This window comes from Paenibacillus piscarius (assembly GCF_022234545.1).
Lineage (GTDB): Bacteria > Bacillota > Bacilli > Paenibacillales > Paenibacillaceae > Paenibacillus_AQ > Paenibacillus_AQ piscarius.
The window spans coordinates 194,675-211,107 of the sequence record NZ_JAIEUI010000007.1; the positions used below are offsets into that span (position 1 = coordinate 194,675).

Genomic DNA, 16,433 nt, shown 5'->3' on the forward strand with positions numbered 1-16,433 from the left:
TTTCTTTTTTATATCATTTATTATGTAAAACAATTTCACAGACTAACAGCCGTACTACCACTAAGCATGTCATATGTTAGCAGCATGTCCGGTGTATGATTAGTAAAAACTACATGAATCTATAGCAAGGAAGGTGAGCGTTTGTCTCCTATTCTGCACGCCCTGGAGCACGGCAAGCCCAAGCTGTCACAAACGGAGCGCAAGCTGGCGGAGCATATCCTGGCTTCGCCCGGGGAGATTGTCCGCATGGGCATCACAGAGCTGGCGGAAGCCTGCGGCACCAGTACGGCGACGATCACAAGATTCTGCAAGGCCCTGCATTTCAAAGGCTTCCCCGACTTCAAGCTCAAGCTGGCGGCGGAGCTGGCACACAGCGACGGGGCTCCGCAGGATGGCAGCTCCTCCTACCAGGATATTGTGGCCGGCAATCCGCTGCAGGTTATTGTAGAAGCCATGCAGGCCAATCATCTGGCCTCCATCCGGGATACCACCTCGCTCCTGGACCTGGACCGGCTGCAGCGCGTCATTGATCTGCTGTGCCGGGCGCGCCGGGTCGATCTGTACGGGATGGCGACATCCTCAATCGTGGCCCAGGATTTCTACCAGAAGCTGGTGCGCATTGGCGTGAACTGCACCGCTTTTGCCGATTCCCATATGCAGATCACTTCCGCGTCTTCCCTCTCCGCCGGGGATGTCGCCTTCGCTGTCTCTTATTCCGGGGAAACGCCGGAGACCATCGATGCCTTAACCTGCGCAGCAGCAAGCGGTGCAGCTACCGTATCGTTAACCTCCTATGGCAGCAGCACCCTGGCTGCACTGGCCGATATTCCGCTGTTCTCCTCCTCGCTGGAGCAGGGAATGCGGCGCGGGGATATGGCTTCGCGTATCGCTCAGCTTCACATCATTGATATTCTGTTCACCGGCATGGTCAGCACCCGGTTTGGGGAATTCATCCCCAAGCTGGAGCAGTCTTATCGGAACGTCCAACATTACCGTCATAAACGGGGAGGTCAAAACTAATGAATATTTTGAAATTTCAGCATGAAGAAGACTTCGCAGCAACCGGAGCGAACCTCATTGCCAGTCTGCTGCAGAGCAATCCCAGAGCTGTTCTGGGTCTGGCTACCGGAAGCTCTCCGATCGGAGTATATGCCAAGCTGGTTGAGATGCACCGCAAGGGCATGGTCAGCTTCGCCAGAGCCTCTTCCTTCAATCTGGATGAATATGTCGGACTGCCCGCCGATCATCCGCAGAGCTACCGCAGCTTCATGAACGAGCACCTGTTCAGCCATATCGATATCGACCCGGCCCGCACCTATATTCCCAGCGGCAATGCGGCCGATCTGGATGCGGAATGCCGCGCTTATGACAAGCTTCTGGAGGAGCAAGGTCCGGCCGATCTGCAGATTCTCGGCATCGGGAGCAATGGCCATATCGGCTTCAACGAGCCGGATGCCAGCCTGAGCAGCGGAACCCATGTGGTCGATCTGCTGGAAGAGACTCTGGAGGCCAACGCCCGCTTCTTCGACCGGCTGGAGGATGTGCCCCGCCAGGCGGTAACGATGGGCATCGGCGGCATTCTCAAGGCGAAGCAGATTGTGCTGCTGGTCCGCGGGGAAGAGAAGGCTGAGGCCGTCAAACAGGCTTTACAGGGGCCCATTACCACCCAGTGCCCGGCCTCACTGCTGCAGAGCCATCCGAATGTGGTTGTGCTGCTGGATGAAGGAGCTGCCAAATGGTTAAAATAGGCGCTGCTGCCGGGGAACTGCTGTACGGCAGAGTGCTTACGCCTGCCGGTGTCGTTGAGCAAGGGGTCATCGCCATCTCGGAAGGCCTGATTCACTATGCGGGAGAAGCCGCCTGGCTGCCCGCAGCTTATGAAGGCTGGCCGGCTGTAACCCGGGAGCCGGAGGCTCTGTTCATTCCAGGTTTCGTTGATGTCCATGTCCATGGCGGGGCGGGGCATGATTTCATGTACAGTGATACCGATGCTCTCGACACCATTACGCGGTTTCATGCTTCTCATGGCACCACCTCCATGCTGGCTACAACCATGACCGCCTCCAAGGCAGATATTGACCAGGTGCTTGCAGAAGTGAACACTTACCGTAACCGTGAGGACGGGATGCCTTATGCCCGGCTGGAGGGAGTCCATCTGGAAGGACCGTTCATCAGCCAGCGGTGGCCCGGGGCGCAGAATCCGGAGCATATCGTTCCGGCAAACATTGCATGGCTGGAAGAATGGGAAGCCCGGTATCCGGGCATGATCCGCCAGGTGACGCTCGCTCCTGAGCGTGAAGGCGCACTGGAAGCGGTCCGCTGGCTGCGGGGGCGCGGCATCACTGCCGCACTGGGCCACACTGACGCCAAATTCGAAGAGGTCATTGCCGCAGCAGATGCCGGATTGAATCAGGCTGTCCACCAGTTCAATGCCATGACGCCGCTGCATCACCGTAAGCCGGGTGCCGCCGGAGCCGTAATGTACGAGCCGAGAATCCGCGCAGAGATTATCGCTGACGGCATCCACGTCCATCCGGCTGCCATCAGCATCGTGGCCCGGCTGAAGAATGCACAGAACCTGCTGCTGATTACCGATGCCATGTCAGCAACCGGACTCAGCGACGGGGAATACGCCATCGGCGATCTGCCTGTGATTGTCAAAGACGGCATCGCTACGCTGAAGGAGCATCCCGAAGCACTTGCCGGGAGCACCCTGACGATGATCAGCGGCTTCCGTTACCTGGTCCGCACCGTCGGCCTCAGTCTGCTGGAGGCCTCGCAGGCGGCCAGCCTGACGCCAGCGGCTTCGCTGGGCATGGAGCGGTTCATCGGATCGCTTGAAGCCGGTAAGCGGGGAGACATTCTGCAACTCGACAACGACCTGAATCTGCACGCCGTCTGGATTGGCGGGCGGAAGCTGGAATCATAACAGATGACAAGCGGAAACGGCTTTGCCGTCCTTTTAATGGACGGTACCGTTTCAGCGAGAAATAGAAGGATAAGTTATCGTGTGCAACATATAAACTCTTATATTTATACAAACACAGCCATGCAGCCCGCTGCCCGTCTGAAGGGGAGCGCCGGCCAGCATGGCTGTTCGCTTTCATGCAGTGCCGATGTCCTTTTACCTGAATAAGCCTCATATTCCGCTGGAATACTAGCTATATTCGAGGGCACCGCCCGCCTGCTTAGTATCCGCTGTGTGTCGGGAAAATACGCTCCACCATAATGCGGAACTCATTGGCAAAGCCTTTCAGCGGATGCCCTGCCCCGAATTCCCGGGCATAATAATCAGCCCGTTCCACGAAATCAGGGTTCGCCGAGACATAGACATTCTTAATATTCCGGTCTGCTTTGTGCACCTCTGCCGCAATCTTGCTCTTCACCTCTGCGGGCAGCGTGTCTGCATCCCGTGCGGCGGTTCCCTGATCGTTCACACTGCGCGTGCCGATGCTGCCGCCCGGATTCCCCCGGGACATCATCCCGTTGCTACCGCTAACACTATAATTCCCGGAGTTCGCCATCCCCGTACCGCCTACAGTACCGGTACCCGTCGTGCTCTTTGGAACACCGGCCATAGAACCGCCCGTTCCCGTCATTCCGGGAGTCCCTGCCGTTGTTCCTCTTCCGGTCATGTCCCCTGTATTCCGGGAATGCATACCGCCCGCTGCATTCTCCAGCATGACAGCGACATAAACACTTCGGCCCACCTGTATAACGTTGGCTGAACGGACCTCCGGCATCGCCGCTACCCGGTCAGCCAGCTTACGGCTGATTTCCATGCTGCCGAAGTCATTGTCTCCTGCTCCGGCCCGGTTGTTCTGTACAGCGTTGACGTGAATGCGTCCATCCGTCCCCCGTACACTTTTGGTCTGCATGTTTCCGTCATTGGCTGAGTGGTTGGCACCGCATCCGGTGATGCTTATGGCGCCCAGCAGCAGGGCCGCAGAAACTGACAGCCCCCATTTCGATCGCAGCATTCATTCATCCCCTATCACAGAATAATGTAGTGCGGTGTGACAACCATTAGCATGGCCCCGGCCCGGGGAAGCTATGCTGAAAGGATTTGGCAGGCACCGCCCCATTCCAGTCACGGGATCAGGGAATCTTGCGTATGCTATAGAACAGCAGACTGTGTTTCCGCAGGGTTAATGTCAGGAGGGAATAGCTTGAAGGTGTTGTTTACGTTCTATGTACCGAGCGGCGGGGTCGAGACCCTGAACAGGCTGCGGTGCGAGAGTCTTCAGCAGAATGGCATTGAATGCCATGTGCTGTATCTCATGCCCGGGACTGGAAGCCAGAACAGTGTAAGCTTCCCTGTGTTCATCACAGCGCAGGATGAAGATATCCAAGCGATACTCAATACCCATCATTATGACGCTATTATTGTCACTTCAGATTATTTCATGCTGGAGCGGCTGCGCAGACTCGGTTACGGCGGTATCATTATTTATGAGTCGCAAGGGCTGGGAACCCGTGACGAAGCCAGATGTGTAATTACGGAAGCAGTCCCCTTCCTGCAGGCCTTCTGTAACGCCGTATTAATTCCTCCGACAGACCATCTGCTGGAGCTGTTTATCGAAATCTGCCCCTGGCAGCAGCGCTATGTTATTTCCAATCTGGTTGATGTGCATACCTTCCGGCCTATTCCCGGTGAGAAGCCCGTTGATCCGGTGATTGCCTGGGTCGGACGGCTGGAACCCAATAAGAACTGGAGCGAATACCTGAAGATCGCCCACCGGCTCCGCAAGCATAAGCCCGCACTGCATCTCTGGATGTTCCATGATCCGGCGCTGGCCTCGGAAGATCAGAAGCAGAAGTTCAATGAAGAACTTCATATGCTCGGATTAAACGACCGGCTCATTGTATTCACCAATATACCTAATCAGATGATGCCGCTGTATTACTCCGCTATCGCCAGCTCCGGCGGCTTCCTTCTGTCCAGCTCGGTCACTGAAGGATTCGGTTATGCGGTTGCCGAGGCAGCAAGCTGCTCCTGTCCGGTGCTTAGCACAGATTCAGACGGGGTCCGTTCCTTCATCACCCATAATGTTACGGGCAAATTCTATCCCATCGGTAACGTGGAGGCTGCGGTAAATGAGGCTGTGGAGCTGATGGACAACATTCCGCTGCGGGTAGCGATCTGTGAGCAGAGCCGCCAGCATATGATCACCCATTTTGGCGCCGGCCGGTACGCCCAATCCTTCCGTGAGATGATGAACTCCTTCGCAATTTTTTAAAATTCAAAGCACCAGGCTCCGCATAAAAAACCTTCAATCCCATCAGTGCCCCGGGGTTGAAGGTTTTCTAATTATGCCTATAAATCATAAGCCCTGTCTCGATACCAGCTCGAACAGTTCGGCCTGGAAGACCGCAACGCTCCGCTCCCAGGTAAAGCGCCGGGAGTCCTCCTCGCCTCTGGCTGCCAGGCGCAGCCGGAGCTCCCGGTCATTGATGAGTGTATCCACATCCACAGCGAGTCGGTTCTCATACCGGTAGGACATCAGGCAGTTCTGCCGGTGCAGGCCGTATTCGCGGTTGCCTCCGGAATATAGCGTGACCAATGCTGCGCCGCAGCGCATGGCCTCGAGCCCCGGCAATGAACCCGTGTCATAGGTGCTGGAGCTGACGAAGATATCCGTCTCATTATAATGGTAAGCAAGTTCCTCATCATTTCCGGGTGTCCGGACCTGATAACGCCCGACGCCAAGCTTGGTCTGCAGACTCTCTGAGGCGGCATATTCAGCAGGAGGAACCATGATACAGATCACCGCCTCAGGGTGAAGCTGCTTCACCATATCGAGCTGCTCCAGCAGATAATCCTGCTCACGGTGGCCTGCGAATCCCCCCTCCGGCCGCCGCATAATAGCCGAGATTACCAGCGGCTTGCCCGGTGCATCCCGCAGATGCATATTTCTGAAGTCTGAACTGACGCCGACCGGTACGATTCTTCCCTTAATGCCGTGATTCTGCCGGACCATCTCTTGCTGCCAGCGTGACAAGACCATCAGGTTGCGGGTGATATGATAAGAAGCGAAGGACAGCGCATTGTCCGGCAGAAAGGTTGGTTCGTAGCACAAGGCCAGCCGGATATGCAGCCCTTTGCCCTGTCTGCTGGCCTGCTCTGCAACGGGAACGGTGGTATAAAAATTGGATATAATCACATCGCTGTAGGGAAAATCATCTGCCATAAGCACCTCCGCGGGCGCGGTGATGATCGGGCATTTCATCTCATATTCTACCCTTCCATTGGAAGGAAGCAGCACAGCAACCTCATGGCCGATGACCGCCAGACGGTTGGCGAGCTCGGTCAACATCCGCTGTGCGCCGCCTCTGGATAACGTCAGCACTGCAAAGACAATTCTCACGTCCCTTCCTCCTTTATCAGCACCTGTGTCAATGCCTCCCGGTGTCTGGTCTGGACAAGGGCGATTTCCCGCTTCTGCCCTTCGCTGAACAAGACAGAGCCCATTCCGCTGTGGATCCGGTAGTCCAGGAGCGGCTGATTAATATAGGACCACTCAAAGTGCGGCAGGATCCGCAGCCACATATCATAGTCCTGGGTATACAGAAGAGCCTCGTTGAACAAACCAACGGAAGAGAAAATGTTCATATCAAGCAGCACCGAGCTGCCGTTCACCGGACAGCCTGCCATCATAGTCCGGATCAAAGCCGCCCTGCTGAAGGACGGCATACGGACGATTTCGGAGAAACGCTCCCCGTTCTCATTGATATAATAATAAGCCGTGTGGTTGAAGGAGGTCCCGGAGCTGCGGATGGCCTTCATCTGCCGGATGATTTTGCCCGGATGAAATTGATCGTCTGCACTTAACCAGGCAAAATACGCTCCGCTGGACGCCTGAATTCCCATGTTCAGTGCCGAAGCCGTCCCTCCGTTCGCCTTCCGGATATAGGTGATCCTCCCCATGTACGGCTCCAGCTTCTCCATGTGAAGCGTAGAGCCGTCATCGACAACAATCAGCTCGATCTCCGGGTAGCTTTGTGCCAGTACACTCTCTACCGCAAGATGCACGTAAGGACAATTATAGAATGGAATCACTACCGAGACCCTGGTCTTCCAACTCATGCGCCGGCCTCCTTCCCGATTCAATATTAGACTGTTTTGCAGGCAAGCAGAGCATCCAGCGGCGCGTGATGCTCACCAAAGGCTTCCCGGAAGGAGGGGTTCTCGGCATGATGATACCCCTTCAGTACAGTGACGGCATATCCCCGCTGCAGGAAATCCTCCGGCTCCCAGCCGCTCCAGTGCCGCTGGTAGTATTCCCCGTGCAGGTTGTAGTGGTCCTTTCCTTCCTGCGGGAAGAAGCCCCGGGGTGTGAATACCACCACACGGTTCGCAGCAATCATCTCCGCCTTACGCAGCAGCTCTGAACCCTCGTTCATCGGGAAATGCTCCAGGGAATCAATTAAAGTGACCGCAGAGAAGGTTCCCGGCAGAAACAGCTTATCGATATGCCCGGCATCGGCATGGACGGGAATAATATGGGGAGATGTATACATCCGGTGCAGCAGATAAGGTCTGTGAATATCCAGTCCCAGTACAACAGCCGCTTCATACCGCTCCAGCAGCGTACCGGTACCGCTGCCGATATCCAGAATGCTCTCGGAGAATTTCAGCTGCTCCAGCAGGACCGGCAGGAAGTCCTTCACTTCGATTTCCCGGTACATAGGCTTCCCTCCTGAGAATTAGTTGCTTACAGTCTAAGCATCCTGCCCGTTTCCGCTGGCCGGAATCTATCCGCCCATCGAAGCGATCAAGGCGCTAAGCGGAGCATGATAACGGGCGCTGGTCGCGGCAGCCTCCGCCATGATGACATCGTAATGCCTGAGTGTGCCCATCCCCTCGTGCCTCCGGTAGGCTGTCAGGGACTGGTTGAGCATCACCGGCGGATACCCGTTCAGAATCGCGCGGTACCACAGATCATAATCATGGGTATACGGCAGGGCTTCATCGAACATTCCGATCGCGCCGAACACCTCACGCTTGAACATGACGGTACAGCCATTAATAGGATTCCCGTAGAGGAAGCAGCGCAGATAATCAAGCTGGCTCGGGAACACCGCCGCCGCGTTCAGCTCCGTCAGCTGGGAGCTTCCGTTGATATAGTTGAAGTTGGTATACGAGATCAGCAAACGGTTCTGTTCCATGAACAGAACCTGGTTGTTGATTTTGTCCCGGTAGAACATATCATCCGAGCTCAGCCAGACCACATAATCCCCTGAGGCATGGGCAATGCCGTGATTAAGTGCTGAAGCTGTTCCTCCATTGGCTTTGCCCAGATAATTGATATAAGGCAGATAGGGGGTAATGCGCTCCGAATGCATCGTTGACCCGTCATCAACCACAATAATCTCATGAGGCTGCCAGGACTGGGCCAGGGCGCTCTGCAGCGCCTGCTCTATATAAGGGCAATTATAAAAAGGAATGACTACGGAGACTCTGGGCTTCATCACATTCTTCCTTCCTTGCCGGCCCTTGCGTAGCCGATAATATCCGCCAGGGACTGGTCCAGCCCGATTCCGGGCCTCCAGCCTGGAACAACAGCAGAGCCTGCGGATTCGTCAGGTGTTATCTTTCTATTAACAGATTCAGAAGGCGGCCCCGCCGGAACGGCAGATGCCGCAGAGCCATTGCCCCGGTCTGCCTCCACCGGCTCAGGTCCCCAATCCATAGGAACCGGAACAGCGGCGTGGGCCAGCAGCTTCTCCGCGATCTCCCCCAGCCCGTGTTCCGTGCCGGAATCAATGCGGTAGATCCTGCCGGCCTCCCCTGCATCAAGAATACAGCCATACGCACGCACAGCGTCACGCACATCCAAGAAGTCACGCTTGGCCTGGCGCGAAGAGAGCCGGAAGACTGCAGGCGCAGCCTCGCCGGCTGCCGCAGCCGCTTCGCTGCGTACAATATGCCCGGCCAGCAGGGAACAGAAGCCTGTGGACGGGCCGGGACCGATCAGATTCGAGGGCTCTGCCATCAGGACAGGCAGCTTGAACAAGGTTCCCCAGGCCAGTGAGACCAATTCTTCCAGTGTCTTGCTGAGGCTGTATGGATGAGGAGGCACCTCACTGGCCGGTCTGTACTTAAGCCGGGAGCCGGCGACCAGAATACGGCCGGCCGGCTGGGAACGCAGCGCCTCAAGCAGATACAGGGTTGCCATAACATTGGTCTCCATATAGAGCAGCGGGTCCCGCCAGGACTCCGGGACCGAATTCCTGCCGGCCAAATGCAAGACAAGTTCAGGCTTAATTGCCGCAACCATGGCCGCAACCGCCCGGCGGTCCCCCAGGTCACAGACATAAGACTGTACGCCGGGGGGAAACAGGGAAGCTTCCCCGGTGCTGCGGCGTACTACGGCGGTTACCTCTGCTCCCTCACCGGCAAAATAAGCTGCGGCATGCCGGCCTGTAAAGCCGGCTGCTCCGGTAATCAGCAGCCGCCGCCCCTTCATGTCGGCATCTCCCGGTTGTACATGAAGCGGGCCAGCTCTTCAAGCATCCGTGGATAGGCTGGAAGCTGCACCTTTACATCGCTCCGGGTGCTGACCAGTGTCCGGTCTTGAACCGGGTCCTGCACGGGAATAATCTCCACATTCTCTTTATGGAAGACCGACTGCATCATCTGCAGCAGCCGGTATTTGCTTACAGGCTCCGGATGGGCCAGATGGATCAGCCCGGAGAGACCGGAGTCCAGCTGGGCATCGATCACCTTGGCCAGCTCCAGAGTGGTAACCCCGTTCCACATCACGCGTTCATATCCGCTCACCCGGCCCTCCTGGGCCAGGAACCATTCCATCAGCCCGATGCCGCCCTGGCGGATTTCCGGCCCGATGATCGAGGTGCGGATGGTCAGATGTCCGGGAGCGTGCACCTCGCCAAGACTTTTGGTCAGGGCATAGACGGATGTACCGTCGGGGATGTCCTCCTCGGTATACCCTCCGCGCGTTCCTTCAAACACACAGTCGCTGCTGATATGGATCAGCCGGGCCTGGATATTATCTGCTGCCCGCCGCAGGCGGTGGGGAAGGAACCCGTTGACATGGTACGCGCCAATCCGGTCCCGTTCCGCGAATTGATTGAGTACCCCCATCGCATTAATCATGCAATGGGGGGAGACGATCTCGACCAGCTTCTCCACGCCGGCGATGTCATCTGCATCGACATACAACCCGCCTAGGTCATTCTTATCCCGGGTTGTATGGAAGACGTGATGCTTGCCCTGGCGGCGAAAGTACTCCGCCAGCATGTGACCTGCCATACCATTTCCGCCGAGAATCAGAAGTTTCACTTGAGGAACCCTCCCCGGATCAGGATATCCTTGATTTCGGAGCGCTCCATCAGATTGTTCTCCGAGCTGAAGCTGTTGAAGGACACCGGCGGGAATGAACGGTAATGCTCCTTCAGCTCCGGCATATCCAGGGTAGGAAGGATGACCAGATATTGCTCGTCATAGACAACCGTGGTCTGGCTCTCGAAATCGCTCATTAGAATTTCGTGGATTTTCTCCCCCGGCCGGATACCGGCCTCCACCATGGTGACATCACTCCGGCCCGAAGCCTCGATCAGCACCTCGGCCAGATCTACAATCCGGCAGGTTGGCATGGTCATGACGAAGATCTCGCCGCCGATGCTGACATCGGAAGCCTTGAACAGCAGCGTAATGGCATCGCGCAGCGTGAAGAAGAACCGGGTCATGTTCATGTCGGTAATCCGCACCTGCCCTTTATCCTGAATCTGCTTCATGAACAGATGCACGACGCTGCCGTTGGTACCCAGGACATTGCCTCCCCGTACTGTAACGAACCGTGTACCTGAGCCGATCAGATTGGCATAGACGAACAGCTTCTCGCCGATAGCCTTGGTCATGCCGTAGAAGTTCGACGGATTGGCCGCCTTGTCGGTAGAGATGTAGATCGCCTTCTCCACCTGATTGGCAATCGCCGCTTCAATGACATTCTGCGTGCCGACCACATTGGTCTTGAGCGCCTCATACGGCTGGTCTTCACAGACGGGTACATGCTTGAGCGCCGCCAGATGGAAGATATAATCGACGCCGCGGCAGGCGGCAACAAGCGCCTCCTTGTCACGGATATCGCCGATGATGAAGCTGAGCCGCTGATCCTCAAACTCACGGCTCATGGCTACCTGTGCAGACTCGCTGCGGGAGAATATGATGATTTCCTCAGGATGCTGCGGCAGCAGCTGCCGGATCAGCTCATGCCCCCAGGAACCGGTACCGCCAGTCACCAGAATCCGTTTATTATTGAACATGCAGGTTCCCTCCAAGCAGAAATTTAACTACTTTATCCGAGACATCGGGGGCCAGATAGCCCTCCGGCGCCTTCCAGTCAGGCTTAAGCGACGTCATCAGCACGGTGCAGCGCAGAATGCTGTCTTTCTCTACACCAGACACTATATTACTGCCGCAATCAACCGTCTCCGGACGCTCTGTCGTCCGGCGGATGGTCACAGTGGGCACGCCCATCAGGCAGCATTCCTCCTGAACGGTCCCGCTGTCGGTAATGGCGCACAGGGCATGCCGTTCCAGATGAACGAAATCAAAAAATCCGAACGGCTCATGGAATTCTACCAGCGGGTGCATGGTCAGCGGGAACTGCTCCGTCAGCTTGGAGCGTGTGCGGGGATGGATGCTGCAGATCAGGCGGAGCCCGAAATGTTCGGCCACCAGGTTCAGCCCGGACATAATTTGGAGCAGGGCTTCAGGATCATCCACGTTCTCGGCCCGGTGGGCTGTCACCAGCAGATACTGTCCTGCTGTCAGTTCAAGCCGGGACAGTATGCCGCTGCCCCCGATTCTCTCTTCATAATGCGTAATGACTTCATGAATAGGGTTGCCGGTCAGCACGATCCGCTGGCTGGGGAACCCTTCGCTGAGCAGATGTCTTTTGCTCTGCTGGGTATAAGGCATATTTATGGTTGAGACGGCATCTATGACACGGCGGTTCTTCTCCTCCGGTACTCTCAGATCGTAGCAGCGGTTCCCGGCCTCCATATGAACGACAGGAATGCCCATCCGCTCGGCAAGAATGGCACACAGCGCACTGTTGGTATCCCCCAGCAGCAGAATCCGGTCCGGCTGCTCCTGAAGCAGGATGCCCTCCAGGCTGCCGAACATGGCGGCAAGCTGCCCGCCGAGTCCGGCCTGCTTCTCCTGCAGCACATAGTCCGGTGCGCGGAGCCCCAGCTCAGCGAAGAAAATTCCGCTGAGGCTTGCGGTAAAGTTCTGTCCCGTGTGCACCAGCACATGCCGCCCGGCATACTTATCGAGCAGAGGGATGATGAGGCTGAGCCGGATAATCTCGGGCCGTGTGCCCAAAATCGTCATGATCTTCATGGGTTCACTCCCCTTCGATGTTGGCCTGCCCTTCTGCAGGGGGCAGGCGGTTCTGGCGTGCCGTCCGCGGCATTGCGCGCGGACCTTAAGCCCCCTTGCGCCGCCGCTTCGTCCGGCGGCGCACAGCCCGGCCCGCGCGGCGCTTCTTGCCGCCGCCGCTGGCCCTCCGGCGCGCGGTGCCGGCCGCGCGCTTCCTGCGGCCCGTGCGCTTGCCGGCACGGGCCTTGGCCGAGCGGCGCAGCTTGCCGCGCCGCAGCTTCGCCGCCCGCAGCCGTGAGGCGCGCCGGGCGGAACGCTCCCGCGGCTGCGCAGCTGCGGGTGACTCTTCGCCCGCTGGCGGCGCTGCGGGCGGAAGGGCCTCGCCGCCGTGGGCTTGCGGCGGGTGGAGGCAATAGCGGAGATGCCATCTCTCCGCTAAGCCCTGCAGACGGGCGCGGTAAGCCGCCGGGCCGTAAGCGGCCCAGATGCGTTCCCGCGCCTGGCTGCCGATGGCCGCCGCCTGCGCCTGATCGGCCAGAAGAACGTTCACCCGCTCGGCCAGCAGACCGGTTTCCCCCACAGGCACAAGCAGGTCAGCATAACCTGCAGCGATCAGAATCTCCCGCAGGCCGCCGGAATCATAGGCCACAACCGGCTTGCTGAAGGCATAGCCCTCTAATGCCGTCATTCCGAAGCCTTCGCGGATCAGGCTGGGGACGACAAGAATATCCATGGCGCAATAAGCAGCGGGCAGACATTCTTCGTATCCGACGAACCGGAAGCGGGAGGTCAGACCCTCCATTTTCACTCTGCGGACACAGCGGTCATAATAGCTTTTATCGCCTGGAGTCCCGACAACGAGGTAACGGGTAGCCGGATGCTGCTCATGCACCAGCGCGGCCATGCGGACGAAATGCTCCAGCCCCTTCTCCTTATTAATGAAGGAAGAGACATAACCGATCAACGGCTCCCCCGGTGCAATCCCGAGCTCACCCCGCCGTTCGCCCCTCAGCTTGCTCCAGGCATCTAACATCATATCCGCATCATTCCAGGACGGGGGGAGCTGCGTCACCTTGCCCTCGCGGATATCGTCCGGGAAGCAGGCCGCCGCCGTCTGCGAGATCGCCAGAATCTCATCGCTGTGCTGATGGATCAGATCTACGCTCAGCGGAGTGAACTCATTGTCGATGATTCTCTCGGAGATCTTCCAGACCACCGGTATTCCCAGCGACTTCGCCGCAATCGGCGGCAGGGCATGGACACAGGTACTGGAGATAATGAAGGCCGGACACTGTACCGCCAGCCAGCGGCACAGCTCCTGGTAATCCGCGCTCTCCTGAAGCTTGCGGAGATCGGCGGGAAGACCCGCATACGGAGTGTACATTCCATAGACCAGCGGAATCGACATCAGCCGGACCTCAATCCCGTAGCTCCGGGCCAGACGTGTCAGCTTCCCGTCCTGCGGAGCTACAAGGATACAATTGAAGTAAGCTGACAGCTCCCGGCTGAAGAACAACAGCAGCTTCTCCGCACCCGTAATGCTGCGAGTATTAGATACATGGGAAAAGAGGACAATGGTAGCTTTGTCGGCCATGGTGTCTCGGCGCTCCCCCGCGAGGGGCTGTGGAGCAGCCATTCACCTCCCTAAAAGTTTTACGAAGCATCAGCTTAAGTTTTACCAAGCCTTACTCTAGGGCAGGCTAACATCTCTGCCCGGTAATCCAGTATATTGGGGGGACAAAGAGGCCGGCACGACATCTGACCCCTGTACAAATGCACATTTTTGCCCCCACCGGCCGCAGGGGTCCCTCCTCCGGTCAGCCGTAAATGATCCCCAGCATCTGGGTCAGGCGTTTGCTGTACGTGTGATCCTTCAGCGTCCGCTCGAAGGCGCGCAGCGCCATCTCCCGGCGTTCTTCCTCATGCGTCAGGTAATACTGGATTTTGTCCATCATCTCCCGGGGGCTGCTGAAGGTGTCAATCTCCTCCCCGACCTTGTAGAAGGAGCCCATATCCTCGCGGGCATCGCAGAGCTGCAGCGTGCCGCTGGCGGCGATTTCGAACGTGCGCGGATTCGGCGATACCGCCGGGATAATCAGCGTGTTATTGTTGACAGCCTCATCGATGTGCGAGCGGTGGAGGTTGATGACCACCTTCGAGCCGCTGTAGGCGACCGCCGTCTCCTGCGGAGACATCCACTTGCCGATCTCAATCCGGTCACCGTAGAGCGGCGCTTCAGGCAACCGGTCCCACCAGATCCCGTTAATAACCGTGTTATAGCTCATGAGCTCAGGCATAATATCGCGGAAGAAGTTGATCCGGTTCCAGTACGCCGACCCGATGAAGCTGACGTCGCGGCTGATCGGCGAACGTCCGGTCGTCGGGCGGTAATGCTCGCGGTGGGCGGCGAACGGAAGGTAATGGACCTCACTGCAGCCGAGGCCCCGGTAGAACTCCACGCAATTACGCTCCAATGTGAATACATAGTCATAGTGGTTCACAATCTTAATTGTGAAGTCGGTATAGTACGGATCGTCCGTAAGCCAGATGGCTGTTCTGATCCCCTGGCCGCGCAGCACGGCAACCTGCTCCAGCGGCAGGTCCATGCCGTCCAGCACCAGCACGAGATCGGGGCGCTGGGCCGCAGCCAGCTCCACCAGATTCTGGCGCACATCGGTAACCGTCACCTGGGCCGTCAGTCTTTGGAGTGAGGAGAGCACCGCCTCATCCAGCGGAGAGTACGGGTAACCTTTGCCTGAAGCTACGTACATCACATGGATGTTATGCACTGGCTGAGGCTCTTCGGGCCGGCCGTCCAGAATGGCCAGGCGTCCCCGCAGATAACCCTCATCGTAGCCGGTCTTGAAGCCGGTTAGGCGTCCCCGCAGCTTCTCCTCCTCCGCAGGGGTCCGCGGCAATGGAGGGGCAGGCATAATAAACTCGTTGTTCATAACTATTCGCTCCTTTAATAATCCAGATTGAATTTCACCCTTGCGCAGTAAGAACTCCCAGTAAGTGAGGCAGGCGCGAAGTAAACGTATGGCGCAGCAGCGTCGTCCGCAGCCCGCGCAGCGCATACTGTCGGCGCTCTTTCTCGTGATTCAGGTAATATTCAATTTTGCGCTTCAGCTCATCGGCCGAAGCGAAGGTCTCCAGATCGCGGCCCGGTGTATAGTGGCTGCCCAGATCCCCGCGGATATCCGTCAGCTGCATGGTTCCGCAGGCGCTGATCTCGTAGGTCCGCGGATTAATGGAGAGGGAAGGACGCTGGAAGGTATTCCGGTTATCCTGCCCGCCTTCCCAGGGGCGGTGGATGTTAATGACAAGCTTCGCGCCGCTGTAATAATTGGCGGTCTCCTCCGGCGGCATGAACCCGCTTTTGATAAAAGGCGACAGCTCCTGGTAGCAGTTCAGCCGCTCCCAGAACCCGCCGGCAATCAGCACCTTCTTGCCGCGCAGGTACGGGGCCAGCTGATCGAACAGCTCCGTCCGGTTGCGGAAGGCGTTGCCGATGAAGACCACATCGTAGTGATACTGCGGCCCGGTCCGGCGGGGGTAGAACATCTTCGGATTGACGCACAGCGGAAGATAGTGCACTGAGGTCATTCCAAGGGAACGGTAGAATTCCACACAATTCAGCTCATGCGTAAACACATAATCATAGTGCCTGCAGATGACCGAGGTATCCTCTGTGAAATAAGGGTCATCCACGAACCAGATCGCCGTCTTGATACCCAGCTGCCGGATTGCGGCAATCTGCTCCAGATGATTCTCAGGGAACACATGCAGCCCGTTCATCACCAGCACCGCTTCCGGCGACTCTCTCGCCGCCACCTCCAGCATCGTTTCCGGAGAACAGATAATCAGTTCGCTTACCAGTTGGCGCAGCGCTTCTGCCATTCCGGTGTCAATTGCCTGAAACCCCTGCGGGACATACATCAGCCTTAGCGGCCGGGACACTCCCACCTCAGGGGTACTCATGCGCTTGACGGCTTCACACAGGCCGAGATGGTATCCTTGCAGATAACCCTCCCGGTAATCGCGCGGATGTCCGCTTCTCTTTTTTGCTATCACGGCCCTC

15 protein-coding genes and 1 pseudogene are annotated in these 16,433 nt (G+C 57.5%); 4 read left to right on the top strand and 12 right to left on the bottom strand.

Annotated features, from left to right (window positions below):
• Window positions 1-141 precede the first annotated feature (141 nt).
• Genes K1558_RS14120 through nagA form a run of 3 tightly spaced genes read left to right on the top strand, consistent with a single transcriptional unit; the run spans window position 142 to window position 2,929 of the window.
• A complete protein-coding gene (locus tag K1558_RS14120) occupies window positions 142-1,020 on the top strand; it encodes a MurR/RpiR family transcriptional regulator (protein WP_238652223.1) in 879 nt (292 codons plus the stop codon).
• A complete protein-coding gene (gene nagB, locus K1558_RS14125) occupies window positions 1,020-1,748 on the top strand; it encodes a glucosamine-6-phosphate deaminase (protein ID WP_238652224.1) in 729 nt (242 codons plus the stop codon). Before K1558_RS14120 ends, nagB begins: the two co-directional genes overlap by 1 nt.
• Window positions 1,736-2,929, top strand: a complete 1,194-nt coding sequence (gene nagA / locus K1558_RS14130; protein WP_238652225.1) for an N-acetylglucosamine-6-phosphate deacetylase — start codon at window positions 1,736-1,738, stop codon at window positions 2,927-2,929. The genes nagB and nagA overlap by 13 nt, the downstream gene beginning before the upstream one ends.
• Window positions 2,930-3,269: 340 nt before the next feature.
• On the opposite strand, the pseudogene K1558_RS14135 reads toward nagA, so the two are convergent.
• Window positions 3,270-3,980, bottom strand: a pseudogene (locus K1558_RS14135) (YhcN/YlaJ family sporulation lipoprotein); the annotation flags it as partial.
• Window positions 3,981-4,175: 195 nt separating this feature from the next.
• On the opposite strand from K1558_RS14135, the gene K1558_RS14140 reads away from it, so the two are divergent.
• Window positions 4,176-5,240, top strand: coding sequence for a glycosyltransferase family 4 protein (locus K1558_RS14140; RefSeq protein ID WP_338019696.1), 1,065 nt, complete (start codon window positions 4,176-4,178; stop codon window positions 5,238-5,240).
• An 84-nt stretch (window positions 5,241-5,324) separates the two neighbouring features.
• On the opposite strand, the gene K1558_RS14145 is transcribed toward K1558_RS14140, so the two are convergent.
• The 11 genes from K1558_RS14145 to K1558_RS14195 form a co-directional block, all read right to left on the bottom strand.
• Complete coding sequence (locus tag K1558_RS14145; RefSeq protein WP_238652228.1) at window positions 5,325-6,368, bottom strand: glycosyltransferase family 4 protein; 1,044 nt, start codon at window positions 6,366-6,368, stop codon at window positions 5,325-5,327.
• Window positions 6,365-7,087, bottom strand: coding sequence for a glycosyltransferase family 2 protein (locus tag K1558_RS14150; RefSeq protein WP_238652229.1), 723 nt, complete (start codon window positions 7,085-7,087; stop codon window positions 6,365-6,367). The genes K1558_RS14145 and K1558_RS14150 overlap by 4 nt, the downstream gene beginning before the upstream one ends.
• 26 nt (window positions 7,088-7,113) lie before the next feature.
• The gene (locus K1558_RS14155) at window positions 7,114-7,689 is read right to left on the bottom strand and encodes a class I SAM-dependent methyltransferase (RefSeq protein WP_238652230.1); all 576 of its coding nucleotides are present in this window, start codon (window positions 7,687-7,689) and stop codon (window positions 7,114-7,116) included.
• A gap of 66 nt (window positions 7,690-7,755) precedes the next feature.
• Complete coding sequence (locus K1558_RS14160) at window positions 7,756-8,472, bottom strand: glycosyltransferase family 2 protein (RefSeq protein ID WP_238652304.1); 717 nt, start codon at window positions 8,470-8,472, stop codon at window positions 7,756-7,758.
• Window positions 8,472-9,470 carry an NAD-dependent epimerase/dehydratase family protein gene (locus K1558_RS14165; RefSeq protein WP_238652231.1) on the bottom strand — a complete coding sequence of 333 codons (999 nt, stop codon included), beginning with the start codon at window positions 9,468-9,470 and terminating at the stop codon, window positions 8,472-8,474. Before K1558_RS14165 ends, K1558_RS14160 begins: the two co-directional genes overlap by 1 nt.
• Window positions 9,467-10,306 (bottom strand): dTDP-4-dehydrorhamnose reductase family protein, encoded by an 840-nt coding sequence (locus K1558_RS14170; protein ID WP_238652232.1) that lies wholly within the window; start codon window positions 10,304-10,306, stop codon window positions 9,467-9,469. Before K1558_RS14170 ends, K1558_RS14165 begins: the two co-directional genes overlap by 4 nt.
• Window positions 10,303-11,289 carry a polysaccharide biosynthesis protein gene (locus K1558_RS14175; RefSeq protein ID WP_238652233.1) on the bottom strand — a complete coding sequence of 329 codons (987 nt, stop codon included), beginning with the start codon at window positions 11,287-11,289 and terminating at the stop codon, window positions 10,303-10,305. The genes K1558_RS14170 and K1558_RS14175 overlap by 4 nt, the downstream gene beginning before the upstream one ends.
• Window positions 11,279-12,373, bottom strand: a complete 1,095-nt coding sequence (gene wecB, locus K1558_RS14180) for a non-hydrolyzing UDP-N-acetylglucosamine 2-epimerase (protein WP_238652234.1) — start codon at window positions 12,371-12,373, stop codon at window positions 11,279-11,281. The genes K1558_RS14175 and wecB overlap by 11 nt, the downstream gene beginning before the upstream one ends.
• 85 nt (window positions 12,374-12,458) lie before the next feature.
• A complete protein-coding gene (locus tag K1558_RS14185) occupies window positions 12,459-13,946 on the bottom strand; it encodes a glycosyltransferase (protein WP_238652235.1) in 1,488 nt (495 codons plus the stop codon).
• Window positions 13,947-14,169: 223 nt separating this feature from the next.
• The gene (locus K1558_RS14190; RefSeq protein ID WP_238652236.1) at window positions 14,170-15,303 is read right to left on the bottom strand and encodes a CgeB family protein; all 1,134 of its coding nucleotides are present in this window, start codon (window positions 15,301-15,303) and stop codon (window positions 14,170-14,172) included.
• A 34-nt stretch (window positions 15,304-15,337) separates the two neighbouring features.
• Window positions 15,338-16,426: a CgeB family protein gene (locus K1558_RS14195; protein WP_238652237.1), complete on the bottom strand. Its 1,089-nt coding sequence runs from the start codon at window positions 16,424-16,426 to the stop codon at window positions 15,338-15,340.
• Between the last annotated feature and the right edge of the window lie 7 nt (window positions 16,427-16,433).

Bases quoted from the DNA above. Each gene is read 5' to 3' on its own strand.
- K1558_RS14150 (WP_238652229.1), bottom strand. From the start codon at position 7,087: ATGAGTTGGAAGACCAGGGTCTCGGTAGTGATTCCATTCTATAATTGT.
- wecB (WP_238652234.1), bottom strand. From the start codon at position 12,373: ATGAAGATCATGACGATTTTGGGCACACGGCCCGAGATTATCCGGCTC.
- K1558_RS14155 (WP_238652230.1), bottom strand. From the start codon at position 7,689: ATGTACCGGGAAATCGAAGTGAAGGACTTCCTGCCGGTCCTGCTGGAG.
- K1558_RS14190 (WP_238652236.1), bottom strand. From the start codon at position 15,303: ATGAACAACGAGTTTATTATGCCTGCCCCTCCATTGCCGCGGACCCCT.
- K1558_RS14175 (WP_238652233.1), bottom strand. From the start codon at position 11,289: ATGTTCAATAATAAACGGATTCTGGTGACTGGCGGTACCGGTTCCTGG.
- nagA (WP_238652225.1), top strand. From the start codon at position 1,736: ATGGTTAAAATAGGCGCTGCTGCCGGGGAACTGCTGTACGGCAGAGTG.
- K1558_RS14185 (WP_238652235.1), bottom strand. From the start codon at position 13,946: ATGGCCGACAAAGCTACCATTGTCCTCTTTTCCCATGTATCTAATACT.
- K1558_RS14165 (WP_238652231.1), bottom strand. From the start codon at position 9,470: ATGAAGGGGCGGCGGCTGCTGATTACCGGAGCAGCCGGCTTTACAGGC.
- nagB (WP_238652224.1), top strand. From the start codon at position 1,020: ATGAATATTTTGAAATTTCAGCATGAAGAAGACTTCGCAGCAACCGGA.
- K1558_RS14160 (WP_238652304.1), bottom strand. From the start codon at position 8,472: ATGAAGCCCAGAGTCTCCGTAGTCATTCCTTTTTATAATTGCCCTTAT.